This is a genomic window from Armatimonas sp. (genome assembly GCF_043757465.1).
Taxonomy (GTDB): Bacteria; Armatimonadota; Armatimonadia; order Armatimonadales; family Armatimonadaceae; genus Armatimonas.
This window is the reverse complement of the sequence record NZ_JAYVPL010000147.1, coordinates 57,205-76,925: the sequence shown is the minus strand read 5'-3', so window position 1 is coordinate 76,925 and position 19,721 is coordinate 57,205. Positions and strand designations below refer to the sequence as shown.

The window sequence follows — 19,721 nt, the reverse complement described above, 5'->3', positions numbered from 1 at the left end:
CGCTCCGGCCTTAGCTAGCACGCTCCGGCCAGCCGGTGACCGGAGAGAAACGCGCCTTCAATTCGTCCTCCCTCACACCAGTCGCCGCACGCGCCGAGCTGCCGCGCAGTGTCCCAGAAAAACGGCTGCCCGAGCGGGGTGATAGGCTTGGCGTAGCGCCAGCGATGGGCTTGCGTTTGTCTGATGGCAAGCGGCCCGAGCAGCGCGGCCAGTTCGGACGAAAGTGCAGCGGCGACGGCCTCCGTGCTGTCTTCTAGGTGTGCCGCTGTCCAGACGGGGGCGGTGTGCGCGATGAGAGTCGGGGGAGCACCCGGGCCGCGCTTGGTATGGTCCCGTGCGATCCACGAGAACACAGGATGGTCGGTGAGCTCCAGAGCGGGCCAGTCCACAGCGAGGTCGGTTTCGAGCAAAGCCAATAGCGCCCAGCACGGCTCCAGCGTGGCAGTGGCGATGCGTTCGGCGTCTTCAGGCGTGAGCAAGAGCTCCGCGAGCGTGAGAAGCTGCACCGGCGGGACATTGAGAATCAGGGTCGTGCCCGCAAAGTGCTGCCCGTTTTTGGCCGTCGCGACGTAGCCAATATCGTCCCAGCTAATGCTCTGCACTTCGGCCTCAGTGGTGACGGTGAGCCCTTGCGCCAGAAACTTCGGCAGAGCGCTGATCCCCTCCGGGCAGGCATAGCGCGGGTGGCCGTCGGGGCGGGAGTGAATAGCCCCCTCGCGCCACTCCGGGACCGAGCGGTACCACTCGCGCACCCAGCCGTCACGCAAGCCATCGTCCACAACCGCCTGGAACGCCGCATCGCGTGCCGTGAAGAACTGCGCCCCATGGTCTATGCGCGCCGCCCCAAAGCGCCGGGTCGCCGCCCGCCCCCCGACACCGCGCCCTTTGTCCAGAACCTGAACCGTCGCACCCTGCGCCTGCACGGCACGCGCAAAGGCCAGCCCCGCCAGCCCCGCGCCGATCACCAGAAAATCCGTTGCTTCATTCACAGAGTGGTTGTACCCGATGCGAGCGACTTACCCAGCATCTCGCGGGCGTGGGCGAGAATATTTATAAATCCAACTGACTCGATATTTATAGGGACTATACATGCTTCATGCTGGCTTTTACATGATTTTTGAATCCATAATTCGTATTTTCTCCTAAATATATAGTATATTTTAGAGTTTTTACTGGATTATATTCAATTTTGAATATTAATTGTTGTCTTATATCCCAAGAATATGGCATTCCAGAAATAATTAGACCAGATACATTTCTGATAAGATCATCTGAAATGTAATTAACAATTGCACATTGGATATGCATTGGCAATTCTATAAAATCTATTTCTTTACTCGGCTTGATAATGTATTTATCCAATATTGATTTTACTATGTTGAGTCGGTTGAAATATGGCATTTCTCTTTTAATTATAATTGGAGTAGAATTTTTGATGTCATTAATATAATCTCCTGTTGGTGCATATTTTTTTCTGCTAATCACAATAGTTTTAGATTTTTTATTAACTTCTAAATCAAAAAATCTTGATATGCTATAAACCGACCTGATAACATCACAATCAGCGATATTGTAAAAAGAAAGACCTTTATTTATTAGATCTGGTGGGTAAATTATATTTTCTCCCGATATTTGCTTTAGTTTATCGAAAAAATCGGCAACACTCATTGATGTAAAGGAATAATTAATACTGCTATTATTTCCTTCTAAATCGATAATGCGTTTTTTATATTCACCGTTTTTGTTTTTATATTTTAAAAATAATATTTTATCTTGTTTAGAAATTTTTAATTCGTGTTTTGATTTAAAAATTGTTGTTATGTCTGTGCATTGACCGACTATCCTTCCGAAATATGTGTACAGTAAATATTTATCAAGCATTTTTTGAGATGTATTTGATAAATTATTGCAAGAAACCCCTTTCGTAAATGCAGCCTGCTTTTCTGATGAGCTTAAAGATTGTACGAATCTTGATGTGAAATAAATGCCTGGAACATCTTTTGAATCATTGTCGAAATTCGGTAACACACTCAAGAGTCTGTGACAGTAATGATTAATATCTTCCACATTTAGGTTAATTAGTTTATCACAATGTTCTGGATCTCTAATAGGATTTAATATCAAAAGAGCAGATTTATCTTTATTTATTTCGTATCTGTATTTTTTACAATACTCATTAATTATTGAGGAATTATTAGAATTAGGATTGATATTAATCTTATTATTGTCAGGATTGTGGATTTCAAATCCTGTTTGGAGAATTTTTACGTTGAGTATTTTTGATATATTCTCTAATTGACTAGAATTCATAATTTACAGACTCGATATGCTTAAGATCAGGTATCCAGTGTTCAAATAATTTTTGTAAAACCTCTGGACACTGGATTTTTTATTGAGGAATATTAAAAGCTAGGGAGCTCATTAAATTCGACTTGCCATGTAGCATATGCCGAAAATGAGTATGTATCATATTCCGATGCAGTGAATCCTCCTCCACCTGATTCCGTTTCCCAATCCCAAAAAGCCAAATCATCATCTTGGGGCGAAGAATCAATATAAGTATGTCCCTCATGCGCACTCCCAGGAGAACCTCCATTAAATGCCACATATGAACCCGAGTAGTTTGTATGCGAAGAATTCCAGTGTTTCGTCCAGTTTACCTGAAATGTACCTGTATTGCCTGGTATCGTTCCATTTTGTGTCGCATTTGCATCCCAAGCAAACTCTGCTTGCCCTTTTACTCGTGCATACATACTCACTCCTGCCGGTTGATTATCTAAGATACTCCCATGAGATTTTACGGCTGTTGCATTTTGGAAGAAATTATCAAATGATGATGATTCTTCAAAACGTGCACAAGGAGTTTGTACTTCCTCAGTATCCGGTGCTGACTCATATCCCCAAACAATCGTAATTGGATCGTTGGTAGCATTGCCAACCAATGTACCAGAGTCACATACATGGCGTGTCGAATCTTCTTGAACATATTGAACTGTCCAATTTCCTGCATGAGCAGATGATGGAAAACCTATTGCCGAAAGGCATGCCAATATCGTAAATACCACGAATCGTGTCTTCATAGTTATTCCTGATTCTCGATTGAGAGTTTTGGGTTTTTCACCCGGAGTTTTGGGTTTTTCACCCGATCTGACTGTACTACAACCCCAATTTACTTGGTCAGTGTGAGAACCCTATTGTTCTCGAATAATAAAGGTCTAACACATGAGAAATTTGTTGTCAAGTGGTAGTAAGAAATATTTTATTATGTTCCAGCATCTCGCGGGCGTGGGCAAGGACGGTTTCGGAGTTATTCCCACCGAGCATTCTTGCTAATTCTTGTACCCGAGCCTCGCCTTCGAGCGGTAACACACTGACGGTCGTGCGGCCTTTTTCGGTGCGCTTCTCGATAAAAAAATGCATGTCGCCGCGTGCTGCTATCTGGGGCAGGTGCGTGATACACAGCGTTTGTGCGGCTTGCCCCAGCGCGTGGAGCTTTTGCGCTAGTACCGTGGCAGTGCGCCCCCCGATTCCCGTGTCAATCTCATCGAAGACCAGAGTGGGCGGGGCGACGTGCTTACTCATCACGGACTTGAGGGCCAGCATCACGCGCGAGAGCTCGCCACCCGACGCGATCTTAGCAAGCGGCTTGAGCGGCTCGCCGGGGTTGGGGGAGATCAAGAACTCGACCGCATCCGCCCCGCCCGGCCCTGGCTCGCGTGGCACAACTGAGACGGAGAACCGGGTCGCCGCCATCGCTAGATCCTTGAGCTCGGTCTGGATGCCTTTTGCAAAGGGCTCGGCGGCTTTCTTGCGGGCCTTGGTGAGCACGGCGGCGCATTTTTCGACCTCGGCAAACGTGGATTTTTCCAGCGCCTCCAGCGCGGCTAAGCGCTCCTCGGCGTTCTCCAGCGTCTCTAGCTTCTGCCCGAGCTCCTCGCGGTAGCGCACCATCGCGGCAATGTCCTCGCCGTACTTGCGCTTGAGGCTCTTGAGCAGATCAAGCCGATCCTCAATGTGGGAGAGGCGTTGCGGGTTGAACTCCACGGAGTCGCGGTAGGTGCGCACCTCGCGCATGGCGTCATCGGCAGCGTAGAGGGCGCTGTTGAGCGATTCCAGAATACTGGAAAGGCTGTCATCGAACTTCAGTCCTCGCTCTATCTCCCGCACTGCCTGCGATAAACCATCGAGTGCGCCGCCTTGTAGCGCTTCGTAGGCCGCCGCCGACGCGGCGTGGAGGCGCTCGGCACTTCCCAGGCGTCGTCGCTCGGCTTGCAGCTCCTCCTCTTCACCGGGCACCAGTGCGGCGGCGTCTATCTCGTCGCGCTGGTAGGAATAGATGTCCAGGTTTCGGGTGCGCTCACGGGCCTCGCGCAGAAGCGCCTCACGCTCGGCGCGTGCGGCGGAAAAGACATCCCAGGTATCGGCCACTGCCTCTTTAAGCGCCCGTGTCTCATCGCCGCACCAGGCATCCAGCAGCTCCACATGGCGCTCCACCAGCATTAAGGACTGGTGCTCGTGCTGCCCGTGAATGTCTACCAGCGCATCGCCAATCACTTTCAAAACGGCCACAGTCACAGGGCGACCGTTGATGCGTGCGCTGCTCTTGCCGCTGGCGCTCAGCTCCCGGGAGAGGATGAGCAGGCCGTCCTCGGGCTCGATTCCCGTACTCTCCAGCGCGGGAGCCAGGCGCGAATCGCCCACTGTGAGCGCAAAGACCGCCTCAACCCGTGCCTTCTCCGCCCCGTGGCGCACGGCATCCGCACTCGTGCGCTCACCCAGGACTAACCCTAAGGCATCGAGTAGGATAGATTTACCCGCTCCCGTCTCCCCGGTCAGCAGGTTCAGCCCCGCCCCAAAGCGAAGCCGCACCCGCTCGACAAGCGCAAAATTCTCGACTGACAGTTCCGTAAGCATAGCGATGTGACAGAATTATACCGCCAGAGACTCCTCGCCGGGGCGCACGGACGGAAAGGGCAAGTATAATAGCCCGTGAGTTTTGGCTGGTTGGAGCAAGAAGGGGCGGAGCGGGAGATCGCGGTCTCGACGCGGGCGCGGCTGGCGCGTAACTTAGCGGAGTTTCCGTTTCCTCACCGCGCCAGTGTGGCGCAGCGCAAGCGGGTGGCGCAGCTTGTGCGGGAGGCCGCTAAGATCGGTGATCTGACACTGCTCAAGCCCTGTGAGCTGGAGAAGCTCAGCGAGAGCGAGCGGCAGGCACTGGTGGCGGGGCAGAGTATCTCCCCGAAAATGGCCGATGGGAAGCCCGGGCGCTGGGCACTGCTCGCAAAAGACGGTGCTCTTTCGGTTCTCGTCAATGAGGAGGATCACCTGAGGCTACAAGCACTCGCCCCCGGCTGTGAGCCCCAGCGTGTCTACGAGCGCGTGAGCATGGTGGAGCAGCTCCTGGCGCGAGGGCTGGAGCTTGCCCACGACGACCGCCTGGGTTTCTTGACGGCGTCACTGGCCAATGTCGGCACTGGGCTGCGGCTCTCGGTGCTCCTGCACCTGCCCGCACTGACCTGGCTGGAGGAGCTGGACACCAAAATTGAGGCGGTCTGTGCGCTGGGGGGCACGGTGCGTGGGATCCATGGTGAGGGCTCGCTGCGCTCCGGGGCACTCTACCAGGTCAGCCACGAGATCACCTACCGCCCCGAAAACGACCCGCTGATCTTTGTCTGGAGCGTCCAAGGAGCCGCCCAGGTTCTCATTGCCGCTGAGAAAGCGGCTCGGGAGCGCTTGCCGCGCGTGCAGCCTTGGACCCTGCGACAGACCTGGGAACGTAGCCACGAGCGCATTTCCACAGCGGAGGCACTGGGCGAGAGCGAGGCGCTGGAACTGCTCTCTCACCGACGGCTCGCCGGGCTGCTGGGGCTCGCAGACGCACTGGAGCCTGTCGTGTTCGCTGGGGCGATTCTTGCGCTGGGGCAGGGCGACTCGCTCCGGAGCCAGATCGCACGGCCCGCGCTGCTTCGCCAACTTCTGGGCTGAACAATCGCTGCCACTTTGTCGTCTGCGGCTTGTGCAATTTCTCGCTCTTTTATTTTTCATGCAGGCAAAGCCCGTGCAGACCCCTGAACTCCCGGCGCTGCCTCGCATTCCCGCTCGTCTCTCGTTTCGTGAGGAGCTGGCCGGGCGACGGGCCTACCTCGCCGCCCGCGATGCTGCCCATGCCACTGGGGGCTACAGCTTTCAGTGCGCACTGAGCGTTCTGCGGAGCGACCGGGGACGTGTCTCCCCTGCCGTGACGGCCACGGAGATCCTCTATACTGCGCCCGGCAACAAGCTGGCGGTGAGCCATGCGCTCGGGGCGACGGGGCGGCAGACGGTGCGTAAGGCAATCTGTGACGGCGACTCGCTCTTGGCCGTGCGCTTCGACGAGAGGGGGAAACAGACCACACGAGAGTTCTCTCGCCTCTATCTGAGTGAGCTGGGGCAGGTCTCGCGGGCGCTCCAGTACGCACGCCTCGATCCGCTCGGAGCAAGCTGTGGGGCTCAGCTCGCCACGGAGCCCGAGGTGGCAATGCTCACTCGTCTCTGGCAAGCTCCCGATGGCACCGTTCTGGAAGCCAGTAGCCTTGCACCCAGAGCGGGCCGTCCTCAGCGCATCCGGCGCTATAAGTTTACGTCCGCGCACAACCTCTCGGTGGCCGAGGAGTGGGAAGTGCGCGACGGACGGACAACCTACCGTAAAGAGACCTACCAGCCCGCTCCCAAGAACGCCGCGCCGTTTTCTCAGGCACTCCCGGAGAACTACACCGAGCAGCCTCTGAAAGTCCCAGAGCGCCCTCAGGAAATCCCTCCCGCCCAGCGCGATCCGGCCGCCGTTGCTCTGCTGGCAGCGTGGGAGCGTGCCCACCAGCGCTTCTTTACGCTCCACGCGGGCGCATTCGTGACCACCCAGCAGCAGATCCGTAGCACCGATTCCCGCCCTCCTCGGGGTGGCATGGGCTACAACGGCACCTACGAGCTCTGGCTGGAGCGGCCCGACCGTGCGCTCGTGACAATCAAGGGGGTAGATGGCTTCCCCGTGACCCAGAGCATGAAAGCGGATGCGATTCAGGTGGTGGTGGAGGACAGCGCGGGTAAGAAACGCTCCGCGAACGTCCGCGAGGGCGCACGCCTGGAGCAGACTCTCCAGCAGGCCGCGCTCCGCAGTGCGCTGGACCCGCTTCAGTGGCTCCTCGAAGGCCCCCCGTCGCTGAGTGGCTACGACTCCGTCCGCGCCCTCCCTGCGGCTGCCTTGCCCGATGGCGCTCTCGCCGAGAGTATTCTGCTGACACGTACCACCATCACGAACAACCGAGGCGACCGCCGGATTACCTCCGAGACCAGCTACCAGGTCTGGCTGGGCAAAGACGGCCTCCCGCGTGGCTTCGAGACGACCCGCAAGACCTCCGTCGAGGGCTACTTCGAGCGCGACCAGCCACCCACCACCATCACTACCGTACGGTTAAGCGCCGTGGGCACCGACCGCGAGCCGCCGTTCTAAAATTAGAATCGCTATTTTTTGCCAGAGACAGTAGGCGGAACAAATTTATAGCGACGATTGATGCTATCCAGACTTGTCTCCTTGACGGCAAGACGGATATTATCAATTGCTTTTTGTTCTGGTATGCCAGTTAGTTGTAAATTTCCACCAAAAGTCCCTGGTACAAGTACCCAAGAAGCACTAGAGTCTTCAACTATTTGACCTGGAAAAGTTATTCCATTTTGGATGATAATTTTACTTCGAGTTGGAAAAGAATAGTTGAACTCATCTGCATAATGGCTGATACCTTTCACTCCATTACGTTCCGATTCTCGGAATCCTTTTTCTGCCATTATTAGGTTGTGTTCCGAAGGGTCATTTAGGAGAAGAATATATTTGGCACCAATGAGAGGAAACGGGTCTCCCCGCAGTCTATATCCTAGACCCGATTTATTACGTTTACTATCAATCCAATCTAATGGGCCTCCTACTTGATATATTTTAATTTTGTTTTTTCCTAAACCTTTGAGATATAATTCAACATTGAAACTATAAATTGTTGATTGTTCATAACCCTTACTGTTATGAGGATTATGACGGTGTTGGATAATTCCTTCAAATTTCCCTACGACAATAATATCGGAATTACTTACCAGTGATGCTAATGTTGAAGGCACACCCATTGACGATCCCATAACAGAATAGTCAGCTTTGAACTTAGGGTCTAATGGCGTAAGAAATTTATACGGTACAGTAGGCTGAATCTGTTGTAAACATAGTACTAGGGGGATGAAAACTATCATTTTTAGAACTCCATTTTTAAGAGAATTTAATACGGTCTCGGATAAGTGCTGTTGATAATTGTAAAATCCCATAATTGTAATGTTTTTATGCCCGTCAAGAAATATGCTGCACTACAATCGTCTCGCATTAATGATAGATAGGTAATGTTGTGATCAAGGAAAATTGCATGGCCTAATTCATGATTCACAAGATTTAATATGTTTTTCCTCTCAGTAATTGGAGCACCAACAAAGCCATTTCCAAAAGGATCATGGTTAATATGGTTCTCATTGAATGAAATATCTCTGTCTTCACTACACTCACCCCAATGAGGATTTTCTTCATCTAATGATGTGGAATTCCATGTGATTTGGGGGTTCGATATTGACGCTGAAAAAGATATTTTTCCACTTACGATACAGGAACTACGTGATAATGCTACATAATCCGAAATATAAAATGGTGAATTATCAATATAATGACAAGGATTACTCGGCTCGAGTGGAACCAGCCAAGTTGTAGTAGTTGTAAAACTTCCAGTTACTCCCACCAGAGTTATCTCTATTGATTTTTCTATGGGTACAGGCTCAGACCAAGATGGAGTCCAAATTGCTTTGATAGGCACTACAGAATTTGGCATAGAATTGCTGGATTTGACAGTTATATAACAACGACCAGATGAATCTGTACTTGCACTACTTGAAGACAGAACTACATCATTTTGAAAACCAGAAGCAATTTCAAAAGATACCTCCTCACCTTCTTTTGGTGTATTTCCTATTCCCGTGAATACCGTTAGTGTTGTTTCTATTATGGGGTTTCCATTTGACCCATTTGAAATTGCTATTTCATTAATATTTCCTTCGGTTTGAAAAACCATTTTGGGAGCAGGTGCATTCTTGAATGCGTTTATTGATAATATCGCGGGCAAAATCATAACCAATAACATTATTGAATAATTTCCTTCAGTGGACTACTTTACTTAGTCTAACATATCCCCCCCCCGCAAGTGGAATATTTCACACTTGTGGCAACCAGGGGATATTCCTCCCACCCCCGTATGGCTCAACGCCGTGAGCACCGACCGCGAGCCGCCGTTCTAAGCATGTGTGGCTGAAGACGGTTCATACGGCGTACTCTTTCATCGTTGAGAGATCCGCCCACTCCAGTGCCAGCTCATTGGTCGCCTCCAGAACGATACCGGGAGCGAAGCCCGCTTGGTAGGCCTCTACCCAGCGTTGCATACACAGGCACCAGCGGTCGCCGGGCTTCAGACCAGGGAAGCTATACTCGGGATGCGGTGTGCTAAGATCGTTGCCGCGTGTTTTGGAGAACGCCAGAAACTCCGCTGTCAGTACCACACACACAAGATGCAGACCGAGATCCTCTCGGCCTGTGTTGCAGCAGCCATCGCGGTAGAAGCCCGTCAGGGGGGCGTGGGAGCAGGGGACGAGCGGGTCGCCTAGAACATTTCGTGCCATACTGAGTGTTTTACCTGGTTTTTGCCCGCCAGCGCACGACCATGTCGCAGAAGTCTGAGAAAATGCCATCGGCTTTGGCTTCCACAAAGAGTTTCTGGAACAGCTCCTCGCTGGACTTCACGTACTTGGGGAGCGCATCTTTTCGATGAGTGTACGGGTGCACTACCAGCTTGGCAGCATGGGCAAACTTCACTAAACCCGTCGGTTTTCCGTTCTTATCAAAGACGCTGGTGAGCGCGGGACCGATCCCATCGGCGATTTTTGCCAGCTCTTTCAGCCCCTCCGCCGTGTGGAGCGCCCGATAGTCCGTGCCATCGTCGCCCTTGGGCACATCATCTATCAGCATGACCAAGCGGCCTTTCCAGCCTAGCTCCGTGCGCAGGCGCTTGACTTCGCCCAGCTCGAAGCACTGGAGGAAGCAGTCATCCGATTTAGTTGCGTAGCCGTAGCGCTGGAGAATCGGCAGGACGATCTTGCTGATATCGTGGCCTTGTTGCCGGTGCCAATCGGGTGACTTTAGCTCAGGATAGACCCCCGCCTTGCGCCCCGTGCTCTTGTTGAGGCCTTGGATGAGCTCAATTTCCTCGATCAGGGTGGGAATCTCAAACGCGCCCGAGTGCGCGGGGAAGCGCCCCGAAAAGACCGCCGCGCCCGTTTTAGGATCGAAGCGCTCCGAGACTCGTAGCGTTTTGAGCTCCGCCAGCGTGAAATCGAGGGCGTAGTAGCGGCCATCGGGGCGCTTGCGACTGGGAAACTTGGTGGCGACATCACTGATGGTGTCAATATGAATATCGTGAAGCACAACCGGGATGTCGTCTTTGGTGAGCACTAGGTCCTGCTCCAAATAATCCGCGCCCAGGGCATGGGCCATCGCCTTGGCTTCGAGCGTGTGCTCCGGCAGGTAGCCGCTGGCGCCTCGGTGCGCGATGACGGTTGGTTTAAGCATTAGTTCTTTCATTTGAGTTTCCTTTTAGCGTGAGTCCGACAAAAAACATGGTGAGCAGGCAGCAGGCGATCATCGTGCCAAAGACGCCGCCCCAGCCAAAGCTATCCGCGATCCAGCCGACTCCCGTTCCGGCGAGCGCGGAGCCAAAAACATAGCCAAAGAAGCCCGTAAAGCCTGCCGCCGTGCCCGCTGCCTTCTTGGGAACCAGCTCCAGCGCGTGCAGCCCGATAAGCATCAAAGGGCCGTAGATGAAAAATCCGATCCAGATCAGCGAGGCCACATCCAGCCAGAGCGGCCCTTTGTTGTTCAGGCCGTAGACAACCAGCCCGAGCAGCGTGATGCCCATAAACAAAATGGTTGCCGGTGCGCGGCGGCTCCTGAAGTAGCGGTCCGAGACCCAGCCACAGAGAATTGTCCCCGGCACAGCGGCCCATTCGAACGCGGCCCAGGCGAAGCTGGACTCTTTAAAAGAGAAGTGCTTGGACGTCTCCAGATAGGTGGGCACCCAGTCCACTACCCCGTAGCGCACAAAATACACAAAGGCGTTGGCGATTCCAATGAGCCAGAGCGGCTTGTTGTTGAAGATGTTCTCAAAGAAGATCTCCTGAAACGAGAGCGCCTTCTCATGGGTTTCGGAGTAGCCCTCGGGGATGTCGCCTTTGTAGTGCTCGATAGGCGGCAGGCCGCAGCTCTGCGGGGTATCGCGCATCAGAAAAAACACCAGCACGCCAATCAGCGCGGCGATCCCGGCGTTAAAATAGAACTTTGCGCCCCAGTCATGAAAGAGAGTCACGCCCCAGAGCGCGATGGTCGCCACGAGCGCACTGCCAATATTGTGCGAGACGTTCCAGAAAGAGACCACGCGCCCACGCTCCTGGGCGCTGAACCAGTGCACCATGGTCTTGCCGCAGGGAGCCCAGCCCATGCCATTCACCCAGCCATTGAGGCTCTGGAGGGCGATCATGACAGCCAGCGATGTGTAGACTTCTTTGACAAAGCCAAAGATCATCAGAATTGCCGAGGAGAGCAGCAGGCCCAGTGGTAGAAACCAGCGCGGATTGCTCCGATCCGAGACTGCGCCCATCAGGAACTTGGAAAAGCCGTAGGCAAACGAGAGGCCGGTCATGACGGTGCCAAGGCTGGCCTTGGTGTACTGTGGGTACTCCTTGAGGATGTCCGGGATGGCGAGCGCGAAGTTCTTGCGGACGAGATAGTAGCCCGCGTAGCCGATAAAGATGGCAAAAAAGACCTGGCGACGGAGCCGGGGATAGTCGGCATCGGGAGGGTTCATAGACAATAGTCCTTTGCTAGAGTGCGGTAGCTCGCTACTTGGCGCTGCGTTTCGTCGGGGCTCCAGCCCAGCGCAAGAGCCATTTCGTCGGCGATCTGTGGAGCCGTCGCGGCGCTGGTTTTTGCATCCAGAAGTAGCGCACGGGTGCGGCGGGCAAGAAAGTCCTCGACCGTGCGGGCTTGCGTATTTTGCACGTGCCAGCGGATATCATCGGGCGTGCCGGGCTCCGCGCCGCTGCGCACTTCGTCAAGCGGCAAATCGTGCGTGCGGCAGGGACGTGGAGTAAGCCTCCCGAGGCGCTCCGCGTGATTGACCACGTCCTCGGCCATCTTGCGGTACGTGGTCCACTTGCCGCCCGTAATCGTCAACAACCCGGACTCCGACGCTTCGAGATGATGATCCCGTGAGAGCGAGGCTGTGTGTAGAGAGCGACCACCGCGCTGAACGAGGGGCCGTAGTCCGGCAAAGACACTGAGGACGTCCGTGGGAGATGGGGCTTGCGTGAGGTACTTTGCGGCGTGGGTGAGCAGGAATTCGACTTCTTCCCTTCTTGCCCGGGGCTCTAGTGTCGCTTGTGTAACGGGCGTGTCCGTAGTGCCGATCAGTGTCGCGCCGTGCCAAGGGATTGCAAAGAGCACCCGCCCATCAGAAGTTTTGGGAATCATGAGTGCAGTGTCTCCCGGCAGAAATTTTCGGGGAAGCACCAGATGTGCTCCTTGGCTGATCGTTAGCAGAGGAGGCGCTTTGGGCGCATCGTGCTGGCGTAGCGTGTCCGCAAAGACCCCCGTGGCATTAATCACGCAGCTTGCTCGCACGTCAAACTTACAGCCCGTCTCTGTGTCCGTGGCCTGCACTCCAACCACGCGATCCTCATGCTTGAGCAGACCATCGCAGCGGACATAGTTGTGTAGAGTCGCGCCGTGTTCTTGCGCGGCTCGCACCAGCGCGAGCGCGAGCTGGGCATCGTCGAACTGCCCATCGTAGTAGAGCACGCCCCCGCGCAGATTCCTTGGCGACACCGTCGGCACGCGCTTAAGCACATCGTTACGTGAGAGCAACCGAGACGGATTTTGATTCGCCTTGCCTGCCAGCAGATCGTAGAGCTTCAGGCCTATGCCATAGAACGGCTGGTCGAGGGCACTGTAGCTGGGGATCACAAAGGGCAGGGGCTGGACGATGCCGGGGGCATTGCGATAGAGTCGCTCGCGCTCCTGAAGCGCTTCCAGCACCAGCGAGAGATTGCCTTGTTTGAGATAGCGCACGCCCCCATGCGCGAGCTTCGTGCTGCGGCTTGAGGTTCCCTTTGCAAAATCGCTCTGCTCGATCAGGATCACGGAGTGTCCACGTGATGCCGCATCTACCGCCGCACCCAGACCCGTCGCGCCACCGCCAACAATGGCGATGTCGTAGTGGGGGGCAAGGGGGAAATCTCGGTGCATCGGTGCGCTGATACGATACCAAAATCAACTGTACAATACAAGCTACTATGAGGAACGAACTTTCCGGGGCGCAGATTGCCTCCTACCGTGAGAACGGCTTTCTGGTGATAGAGAACTTTCTAGACGCAAACGAGCTGGCGCACTGGCAGAACACCACGCAGGAGGCGGTAGATCAGCGGCTTGCCATGACGGCGGCAGGGGTGAAATCTACGGAGACGAACCGGATTCTCTCCAACCAGCAGAATCCCGATAGCTACTACGCCCAAGTATTCACCCAGTGCATTAAGTTGCTGGAAACCCACGCGGGCATGAAGGAACTCATGCTGGACCCGCGCCTGGGTGAGCTGGCGGCGACACTGGCGGGCATTGAGGGGATTCGGATCTGGCACGATCAAGCGCTCTTTAAGCCGCCCTTTGGCAACCCGACCGGCTGGCACTTGGACAACCCGTACTGGAGCTTCTCGACGCGCGACACGCTCTCACTCTGGGTGGCGCTCGATGATGCGACTCTGGGCAATGGCTGCATGTGGTACATTCCCGGCTCACATAAAACGGCGACTTGGGAAAACTCGGGAATCGGCCAAAATATGAGCGATCTGTTCAAAGTTTACCCCCAGTGGCGCGAGATCGAGCCCGTTGCCTGCCCGTGCCCGGCGGGCTCGGCGGTGTTTCACAACGGCCTGACCGCGCACGGAGCGGGGGCGAACATGACCAACAAGCCCCGCCGCGCCATGACCTGCGGTTACCTGCCCGACGGTTCCGTTTTTAATGGGACGCAGAATATCCTCCCTGACGACTACTTCCATTCGCTCAAGATTGGCGATCTTCTTAACAACGACGCACTCAACCCGCTGGTTTGGAAGAAGCCGGGCTAGACGCCATGCCGATGCCTTTCACAGACTCCACACCCCTCCTCAGCGAGGGCGAGGCTCTCCGCGCCCGCGCTGCAACCGACGGCTATCTGTTCTTTCGCGGTCTGCTCCCTGCCGAAGCGATCTTGCCGGTTCGCGCCGACTTGCTGGAGGTGGTGGCAAAACACGGCTGGCTTGCCGACGAAGCTACGGGGACGCTGAATGTCGAAGCCCTCGCCGCCGTGCCAGAGAGTGCAATGCGCACCGATATTGGGGTTTCAGTGGCGGCCTACGATGATGTGCAGCGGCTGGAAAACGTGCACCGGCTTCCACACCACCCGAGGCTACTTGCGCTCTATAAAATGCTCCTCGCCGACGAGGTGTTGGTGCATGCGCGGCATATTATCCGCATGATCTCCCCCCATCCCGCCATCTTTCCCACCCCCGCGCACCAGGATTTTCCGCTGGTGCAGGGAACCCAAAACACCTGGACGTGCTGGTTTCCCCTTGGAGAGTGCCCACGTACCATGGGCTCTCTCAAGGTTCTGAGCGGCTCGCACAAGCTGGGCTACCTGCCCCTAAAGCGTGCCCTAGGTGCGGGCGGGATCACGGTGCAGACTTGCCCAGATGAGGAGAGCGAAGACGACTGGGTGGAAGGAGATTTCGCCCTCGGGGATGTGCTGACGTTTCCGGCGCTCACGGTTCACAAGGCGCTCCCGAGCCAGTTCAAAGATCGGATTCGCCTTTCTTTTGACGTACGCTACCAGGCTCTCTCGGAGCCCGTTGAGGAGAAATCGCTCCTACCACACTGCGGACTCACCTGGAAGCAAATCTACGAGGGCTGGGAATCCGACGAGCTCCAGTACTATTGGCGCAAGCTCCCGCTGAATTACTCCGGCTGGAACCCCACACTGCTCCAATACGGCCAGCGAATCTGCTAGAATAGCCTTATGGACCCACGACGCGAAGCCGCACTGATCGAGACGCGACGCCAGCTTTTCTCGAGCTCTGCCCGAACGGGACTGGGCGCGGCGGCACTGGCAAGCCTGGAGGGTAAGGGGGCGCTGAAGGCGCTACACCACCCGGCCAAGATCAAGCGCGTGATCTATCTGTTCCAGAGCGGTGCGCCCAGCCACTTAGATCTCTTTGATCCGAAGCCGGGGCTGGAGAAACGTTTCGACGAAGACCTGCCCGATGCCATTCGCCAAGGCCAGCGCATCACCGGAATGACCAGCGGGCAGAAGCGCCTGCCGGTCGCGCCCTCGATGTTCAAGTTCGCGCCACGTGGCAAGAGTGGCATTGAGCTCTCGGAGCTATTGCCGTACACGAGCAAGATCGCGGACGAGATTTGCCTCATCCGCTCGATGCACACGGAAGCGATCAACCACGATCCCGCGATGACTTTTATCCAGACCGGCTCACAGCAGCCGGGACGGCCGAGCATGGGCGCGTGGCTGAGCTACGGTCTCGGGTCCGAAAATAGTGAGCTTCCCGCGTTTCTGGTGCTGCTCTCGCTGGCTTCCAGCGGGGCCAATGACCAGCCACTCTTTGGGCGCTTATGGGGCAGTGGCTTTCTTCCCAGCATCAATCAGGGCGTGAAGCTGCGCTCCGTCGGCGCTCCCGTGCTGCACCTCACCGACCCGGCGGGCTTCACGCGCGACGATCGCCGCCGGATGCTGGATGCGCTGGAGAAACTCAATGCGATGCAGTCTGCCAAGGTGCATGACCCGGAGATTGTCACCCGAATCGCCCAGTACGAGATGGCCTTTAAGATGCAGGCGAGCGTCCCCGATCTGATGGACTTGAGCAAAGAGTCGTCCGCCACGTTTGAGCGCTACGGCCCCGAGAGCCGCAAGCCGGGGACGTTTGCCGCCAACTGCCTGCTGGCCCGGCGGCTCGCGGAGCGCGGGGTGCGCTACATCCAGCTGTATCATCGAGGCTGGGATCAGCACGGCGGCCTGCCCGGCGCGATTCGGAGCCAGTGCAAGGACACCGATCAGCCATCGGCGGCACTGGTGCTGGACTTGAAAGAGCGCGGCTTGCTCGACGATACCCTCGTGATCTGGGGCGGGGAGTTTGGGCGCACGGTCTACTGCCAGGGGGACTTGAAGCGCGACAACTACGGTCGCGATCACCATGGGCGGGCGTTCTCGCTCTGGATGGCAGGCGGCGGGGTGAAGAAAGGCGTCATTCACGGAGCCACCGACGAGTACGGCTATAACATCACCCAAGATCCCGTGGCCGTCCATGATCTCAACGCCACGATCCTGCACCTGCTGGGCATAGACCACACCCGCCTGACGTATCGCTACCAAGGCCGCGACTTCCGCCTCACGGATGTGGAAGGCACTGTGGTCAAGAAGATACTGGCGTAGTCCTACCGCTCCAACCGGCGGGGTCAGGTAAAATCCCCGTATGAAGACAATTCTTGCCGCTGTGCTCGGCATCGCCGTTATCGGCTTTACGCTCCAGGCCACTCAGACACGAAAGTTAGGCAAGCAGTTCGATGGCACGTTTTTAGTCTCGTCGGGGCAGACTGTTGAGCCGGGGACGATTGCCTTCGACGGTCGCCCAGTAGATATCGCGTTGCATCCCGATGGCAAGACCCTCGCGGTGCTAGGGCAAAACAAAGTCTTTCTGGCGACGGAATCGGGTGTCATCGCGGGAACCGACGTGCCACTGGCGGCGGGGGCGGGCTTTCACGGCTTGCTCTGGAGCCCCGATGGCACGCGGCTCTTTGCGAGCGTGAGCAATGGGATGGTGCAAGAGTGCCTCTACGAAAGCGGTAAGCTGAGCGCGGGGCGCAAGCTGGAGTTTGGCGGGAAGGGCAACCCGCGCCCCGGTGGGATGTGCATCACGCGCGATGGCAGGACACTCTTTGTGGCCCTCATGGATCGCGATGCCGTGGCAGAGCTGGAGATTGTCAGTGGCAAGATCACGCGCACTTTCCCGACCCAAAAACTCCCGTTCATGGTAGCGCTCTCCGCCGATGAGAAGACACTGGTCGCCAGTAACTGGGGGGGACGGCCCGTCACCGATGACGACAAGCTGGAAAACGGGGAGCGGGCCGAGTCCAACGGAGCCTGGCTCGTGAGCGACCCGCGCGGCTTCACCGCCACGGGCAGCGTCAGTTTAGTGGCGCGGGAGGGCAATGGCAGTGCCACAACGCACGTGCCCATCGGGCTGCACCCGACCACGCTTTTAATAGATGGCAACCGCGCCTTTGTCACTAACGCCGCCAGCGACAGCATCAGCGTGATTGATCTCGCGCAGAAGCGCGTCGCCGCCACTTGGCCGCTCACTTGGGGCAAAAATAAACTCCTAGGCGCGATGCCAGGGGCGCTTGCGATGGCCTCCCCCCTAACCCCCACCCGGCGGGGGGACGATGCGGTTGGGGGCGTTTTATTGGTTGCGTGTGGCGGTGACAACGCTATCGCCGAGATGGATGCGGCGACGGGGAAAGTGCTTGGCTACCGGCCCGCAGGCTACTACCCCATGGCACTTGCCATTCCCCCATCGGACGGGGGCCAGGGGGTAGGCAAAGTCTTCGCCCTCAACACCAAAGGCAATGGCTCCGTCCGTAAAACCCTTCTGGGACAGCCGGGCAACGCGCATGATTTCCAGGGAAGCATCTCGGTGATTGACCGCAGCACGGATTTAAAAGCGGCGACGGCCAAAGTTGCCAAGCTCAATGGCTGGGACGCGCCACGCATCACGCCGAAGCTGAAGGTCTTTAACGGCGCGATCCAGCACATTTTGTATATTATTAAAGAGAACCGCACCTACGATGAGGTCTTTGGCGACATGAAAGAGGGCAATGGAGATGCAAAGCTCTGCGGACTTGGCGAGGAGGTGACGCCCAACCACCACGCACTCGCCCGCGCTTTCACGCTCTTTGACAATGGCTACGTCAGCGGGACGAACTCCGCCGACGGGCACCATTGGACCGATACCGCGCAGGCCAACGATTACTTAGAGCACATGTACACCGGCTACCGGACTTACCCCGACGATGGCGATGACCCAATGGGCGTGGCGTCGTCGGGGACGCTCTGGGATGCAGCACTGAGGAAGAAAAAGAGTGTCCGCATCTACGGGGAGTTCTGCGACGATGGCAGCAATATCATCACACCTAAACCCAAAGACTGGCTGGAGGTCTGGCAGGCGCGGGGCACCAACAAGTTCACGTATCAGTCCGTGCCGCGTGTGCACAGTGTCAAGGCGCTCGCGCACCCGAACTATCTGTACTGGCCGCTGCTCCAGAGCGATCAGGTCAAAGCGGATATTTTTATCGCGGAGTATGGGAAATTCAGTAAGGCCAACACCGTACCGAACCTAATGGTACTCTCACTGCCTTCGGATCATACCGAGGGACTCTCCGCCGAGTACCCCAAGCCCAAGAGCATGGTCGCCGACAACGATCTGGCGCTCGGGCGCATTATCGAGGCCGTGAGCAAGTCGTCGCAGTGGAAGAACACCGCAATCTTCGTGATCGAGGATGATGCCCAGGCGGGGCCTGACCACGTGGACGGTCACCGGACGGTCTTTGCCTGCTACTCACCCTACGTCAAGCGCGGTTTCGTGGACTCGAACTTCTACACCACGGTGACCATGCTTGCCACTATTGAGAAGATGCTCGGCCTGGACCCCATGAACAAGTTCGATGCCAACACGCCGCCGATGGCCGCCTGCTTTACCGACACGCCGAATTTCACCGCCTTCGCTTCCGTTCCCAATCGCACCAAGATCGGTGAGATGAACACGCCGCGCACCGCCCTCGCACCAAGTGAGAAAAAGTGGTACGACCTCTCCGCCTCACTGGACTGGAGCGAGATGGACGCTGCGGACTTCAACACGCTCAACCGCGTGCTCTGGCACAACCTACATGGGGAGAAGCCGTATCCTGCCCCCTAGCCCCCGTCCGATGGGGGAACTCAGGGGGGCTAGGCGCTCTGCTGGAGGGCTTGCTCGCAGGCTGTTTTCAGCCCGCGCTCGCTGCCAAAGGCCGCTTCCTCGATCCGGCGAATGAGCACTTGCTGCTCGGGGGTGTAGAGGACGGGAGAGAGCAGAGTCTCGCTGGCGGCGGCCAGAATCGCGGGTCGCTTGGGCGACCCGACGCGCTGGGCGGCGTAGGCGAGGCCCAGCGGAACGATGATAAAGGCCCACTGTTCGTAGGGCGTGTCGCGGAACTGGATCAGCAGAAAGACGAGGCCGATCATGGCCAGTGCACTCTCTTTAAAGCGCTTTTTATAGCCCGCAGTATCGGCTTCCAGTGCCTCGGCGAGAAAGCGAAGGGGGACTGTTGCATCCTCGCTTTTCTGGTGCTCGATAAACTCCGCCTTGAAGGCCTCTTGAAGTGCCTTTACTTCTTCGTCTTTGTTTCCCATGGCTCTATTCTATCGGCAGTTGCGTGGAAAGAGTCGTCCGATCTTCGACGGAGGCTTCTCTATTGAAAATCATCGAAC

17 protein-coding genes are annotated in these 19,721 nt (G+C 56.2%); 6 read left to right on the top strand and 11 right to left on the bottom strand.

Annotation, left to right across the window (positions count from 1 at the left end):
* Window positions 1-14: 14 nt before the first annotated feature.
* The 4 genes from ACH2ED_RS20675 to recN all read right to left on the bottom strand — a co-directional run bounded on the left by ACH2ED_RS20675 (window position 15) and on the right by recN (window position 4,914).
* Window positions 15-989, bottom strand: a complete 975-nt coding sequence (locus ACH2ED_RS20675) for an NAD(P)/FAD-dependent oxidoreductase (protein WP_395094622.1) — start codon at window positions 987-989, stop codon at window positions 15-17.
* A gap of 94 nt (window positions 990-1,083) precedes the next feature.
* Window positions 1,084-2,310, bottom strand: a complete 1,227-nt coding sequence (locus ACH2ED_RS20670) for a hypothetical protein (RefSeq protein ID WP_395094621.1) — start codon at window positions 2,308-2,310, stop codon at window positions 1,084-1,086.
* A 92-nt stretch (window positions 2,311-2,402) separates the two neighbouring features.
* Entirely contained in the window at window positions 2,403-3,080 is a 678-nt protein-coding gene (locus tag ACH2ED_RS20665; RefSeq protein ID WP_395094620.1) for a hypothetical protein, read from the bottom strand.
* A 157-nt stretch (window positions 3,081-3,237) separates the two neighbouring features.
* Window positions 3,238-4,914 carry a DNA repair protein RecN gene (gene recN, locus ACH2ED_RS20660; RefSeq protein WP_395094619.1) on the bottom strand — a complete coding sequence of 559 codons (1,677 nt, stop codon included), beginning with the start codon at window positions 4,912-4,914 and terminating at the stop codon, window positions 3,238-3,240.
* Between the two features lie 75 nt (window positions 4,915-4,989).
* Here recN and ACH2ED_RS20655 point away from each other — a divergent pair, with 75 nt between their 5' ends.
* Window positions 4,990-5,985: an ATP--guanido phosphotransferase gene (locus ACH2ED_RS20655; RefSeq protein WP_395094618.1), complete on the top strand. Its 996-nt coding sequence runs from the start codon at window positions 4,990-4,992 to the stop codon at window positions 5,983-5,985.
* A 73-nt stretch (window positions 5,986-6,058) separates the two neighbouring features.
* The gene (locus ACH2ED_RS20650) at window positions 6,059-7,486 is read left to right on the top strand and encodes a hypothetical protein (RefSeq protein ID WP_395094617.1); all 1,428 of its coding nucleotides are present in this window, start codon (window positions 6,059-6,061) and stop codon (window positions 7,484-7,486) included.
* A gap of 11 nt (window positions 7,487-7,497) precedes the next feature.
* On the opposite strand, the gene ACH2ED_RS20645 is transcribed toward ACH2ED_RS20650, so the two are convergent.
* From ACH2ED_RS20645 to ACH2ED_RS20620, 6 genes are all read right to left on the bottom strand, one after another.
* The gene (locus ACH2ED_RS20645; protein WP_395094616.1) at window positions 7,498-8,268 is read right to left on the bottom strand and encodes a hypothetical protein; all 771 of its coding nucleotides are present in this window, start codon (window positions 8,266-8,268) and stop codon (window positions 7,498-7,500) included.
* 26 nt (window positions 8,269-8,294) lie between these two features.
* Window positions 8,295-9,185, bottom strand: a complete 891-nt coding sequence (locus ACH2ED_RS20640) for a hypothetical protein (protein ID WP_395094615.1) — start codon at window positions 9,183-9,185, stop codon at window positions 8,295-8,297.
* Window positions 9,186-9,372: 187 nt separating this feature from the next.
* A complete protein-coding gene (locus tag ACH2ED_RS20635; RefSeq protein WP_309686761.1) occupies window positions 9,373-9,729 on the bottom strand; it encodes a DUF2237 domain-containing protein in 357 nt (118 codons plus the stop codon).
* A gap of 10 nt (window positions 9,730-9,739) precedes the next feature.
* The gene (glpQ, locus tag ACH2ED_RS20630; RefSeq protein ID WP_395094614.1) at window positions 9,740-10,687 is read right to left on the bottom strand and encodes a glycerophosphodiester phosphodiesterase; all 948 of its coding nucleotides are present in this window, start codon (window positions 10,685-10,687) and stop codon (window positions 9,740-9,742) included.
* Window positions 10,668-11,966, bottom strand: a complete 1,299-nt coding sequence (pgtP, locus tag ACH2ED_RS20625) for a phosphoglycerate transporter protein PgtP (RefSeq protein ID WP_395094613.1) — start codon at window positions 11,964-11,966, stop codon at window positions 10,668-10,670. The genes glpQ and pgtP overlap by 20 nt, the downstream gene beginning before the upstream one ends.
* The gene (locus ACH2ED_RS20620) at window positions 11,963-13,405 is read right to left on the bottom strand and encodes a glycerol-3-phosphate dehydrogenase/oxidase (protein WP_395094612.1); all 1,443 of its coding nucleotides are present in this window, start codon (window positions 13,403-13,405) and stop codon (window positions 11,963-11,965) included. Before ACH2ED_RS20620 ends, pgtP begins: the two co-directional genes overlap by 4 nt.
* A gap of 47 nt (window positions 13,406-13,452) precedes the next feature.
* Here ACH2ED_RS20620 and ACH2ED_RS20615 point away from each other — a divergent pair, with 47 nt between their 5' ends.
* Genes ACH2ED_RS20615 through ACH2ED_RS20600 form a run of 4 tightly spaced genes read left to right on the top strand, consistent with a single transcriptional unit; the run spans window position 13,453 to window position 19,170 of the window.
* The gene (locus ACH2ED_RS20615) at window positions 13,453-14,280 is read left to right on the top strand and encodes a phytanoyl-CoA dioxygenase family protein (protein WP_395094611.1); all 828 of its coding nucleotides are present in this window, start codon (window positions 13,453-13,455) and stop codon (window positions 14,278-14,280) included.
* Between the two features lie 5 nt (window positions 14,281-14,285).
* Window positions 14,286-15,197, top strand: coding sequence for a phytanoyl-CoA dioxygenase family protein (locus ACH2ED_RS20610; protein WP_395094610.1), 912 nt, complete (start codon window positions 14,286-14,288; stop codon window positions 15,195-15,197).
* 9 nt (window positions 15,198-15,206) lie between these two features.
* A complete protein-coding gene (locus tag ACH2ED_RS20605; RefSeq protein ID WP_395094609.1) occupies window positions 15,207-16,631 on the top strand; it encodes a DUF1501 domain-containing protein in 1,425 nt (474 codons plus the stop codon).
* Between the two features lie 40 nt (window positions 16,632-16,671).
* On the top strand, window positions 16,672-19,170 hold the full coding sequence (locus tag ACH2ED_RS20600) for a bifunctional YncE family protein/alkaline phosphatase family protein (protein WP_395094608.1): 2,499 nt from the start codon (window positions 16,672-16,674) through the stop codon (window positions 19,168-19,170).
* 29 nt (window positions 19,171-19,199) lie between these two features.
* Here the strand turns inward: ACH2ED_RS20600 and ACH2ED_RS20595 are convergent, their stop codons facing one another.
* Complete coding sequence (locus ACH2ED_RS20595) at window positions 19,200-19,643, bottom strand: hypothetical protein (protein WP_395094607.1); 444 nt, start codon at window positions 19,641-19,643, stop codon at window positions 19,200-19,202.
* Between the last annotated feature and the right edge of the window lie 78 nt (window positions 19,644-19,721).

Bases quoted from the DNA above. Each gene is read 5' to 3' on its own strand.
- ACH2ED_RS20670 (WP_395094621.1), bottom strand. From the start codon at position 2,310: ATGAATTCTAGTCAATTAGAGAATATATCAAAAATACTCAACGTAAAA.
- ACH2ED_RS20665 (WP_395094620.1), bottom strand. From the start codon at position 3,080: ATGAAGACACGATTCGTGGTATTTACGATATTGGCATGCCTTTCGGCA.
- recN (WP_395094619.1), bottom strand. From the start codon at position 4,914: ATGCTTACGGAACTGTCAGTCGAGAATTTTGCGCTTGTCGAGCGGGTG.
- ACH2ED_RS20645 (WP_395094616.1), bottom strand. From the start codon at position 8,268: ATGATAGTTTTCATCCCCCTAGTACTATGTTTACAACAGATTCAGCCT.
- ACH2ED_RS20640 (WP_395094615.1), bottom strand. From the start codon at position 9,185: ATGATTTTGCCCGCGATATTATCAATAAACGCATTCAAGAATGCACCT.
- ACH2ED_RS20635 (WP_309686761.1), bottom strand. From the start codon at position 9,729: ATGGCACGAAATGTTCTAGGCGACCCGCTCGTCCCCTGCTCCCACGCC.
- glpQ (WP_395094614.1), bottom strand. From the start codon at position 10,687: ATGAAAGAACTAATGCTTAAACCAACCGTCATCGCGCACCGAGGCGCC.
- pgtP (WP_395094613.1), bottom strand. From the start codon at position 11,966: ATGAACCCTCCCGATGCCGACTATCCCCGGCTCCGTCGCCAGGTCTTT.
- ACH2ED_RS20620 (WP_395094612.1), bottom strand. From the start codon at position 13,405: ATGCACCGAGATTTCCCCCTTGCCCCCCACTACGACATCGCCATTGTT.
- ACH2ED_RS20615 (WP_395094611.1), top strand. From the start codon at position 13,453: ATGAGGAACGAACTTTCCGGGGCGCAGATTGCCTCCTACCGTGAGAAC.
- ACH2ED_RS20610 (WP_395094610.1), top strand. From the start codon at position 14,286: ATGCCGATGCCTTTCACAGACTCCACACCCCTCCTCAGCGAGGGCGAG.
- ACH2ED_RS20605 (WP_395094609.1), top strand. From the start codon at position 15,207: ATGGACCCACGACGCGAAGCCGCACTGATCGAGACGCGACGCCAGCTT.
- ACH2ED_RS20600 (WP_395094608.1), top strand. From the start codon at position 16,672: ATGAAGACAATTCTTGCCGCTGTGCTCGGCATCGCCGTTATCGGCTTT.
- ACH2ED_RS20595 (WP_395094607.1), bottom strand. From the start codon at position 19,643: ATGGGAAACAAAGACGAAGAAGTAAAGGCACTTCAAGAGGCCTTCAAG.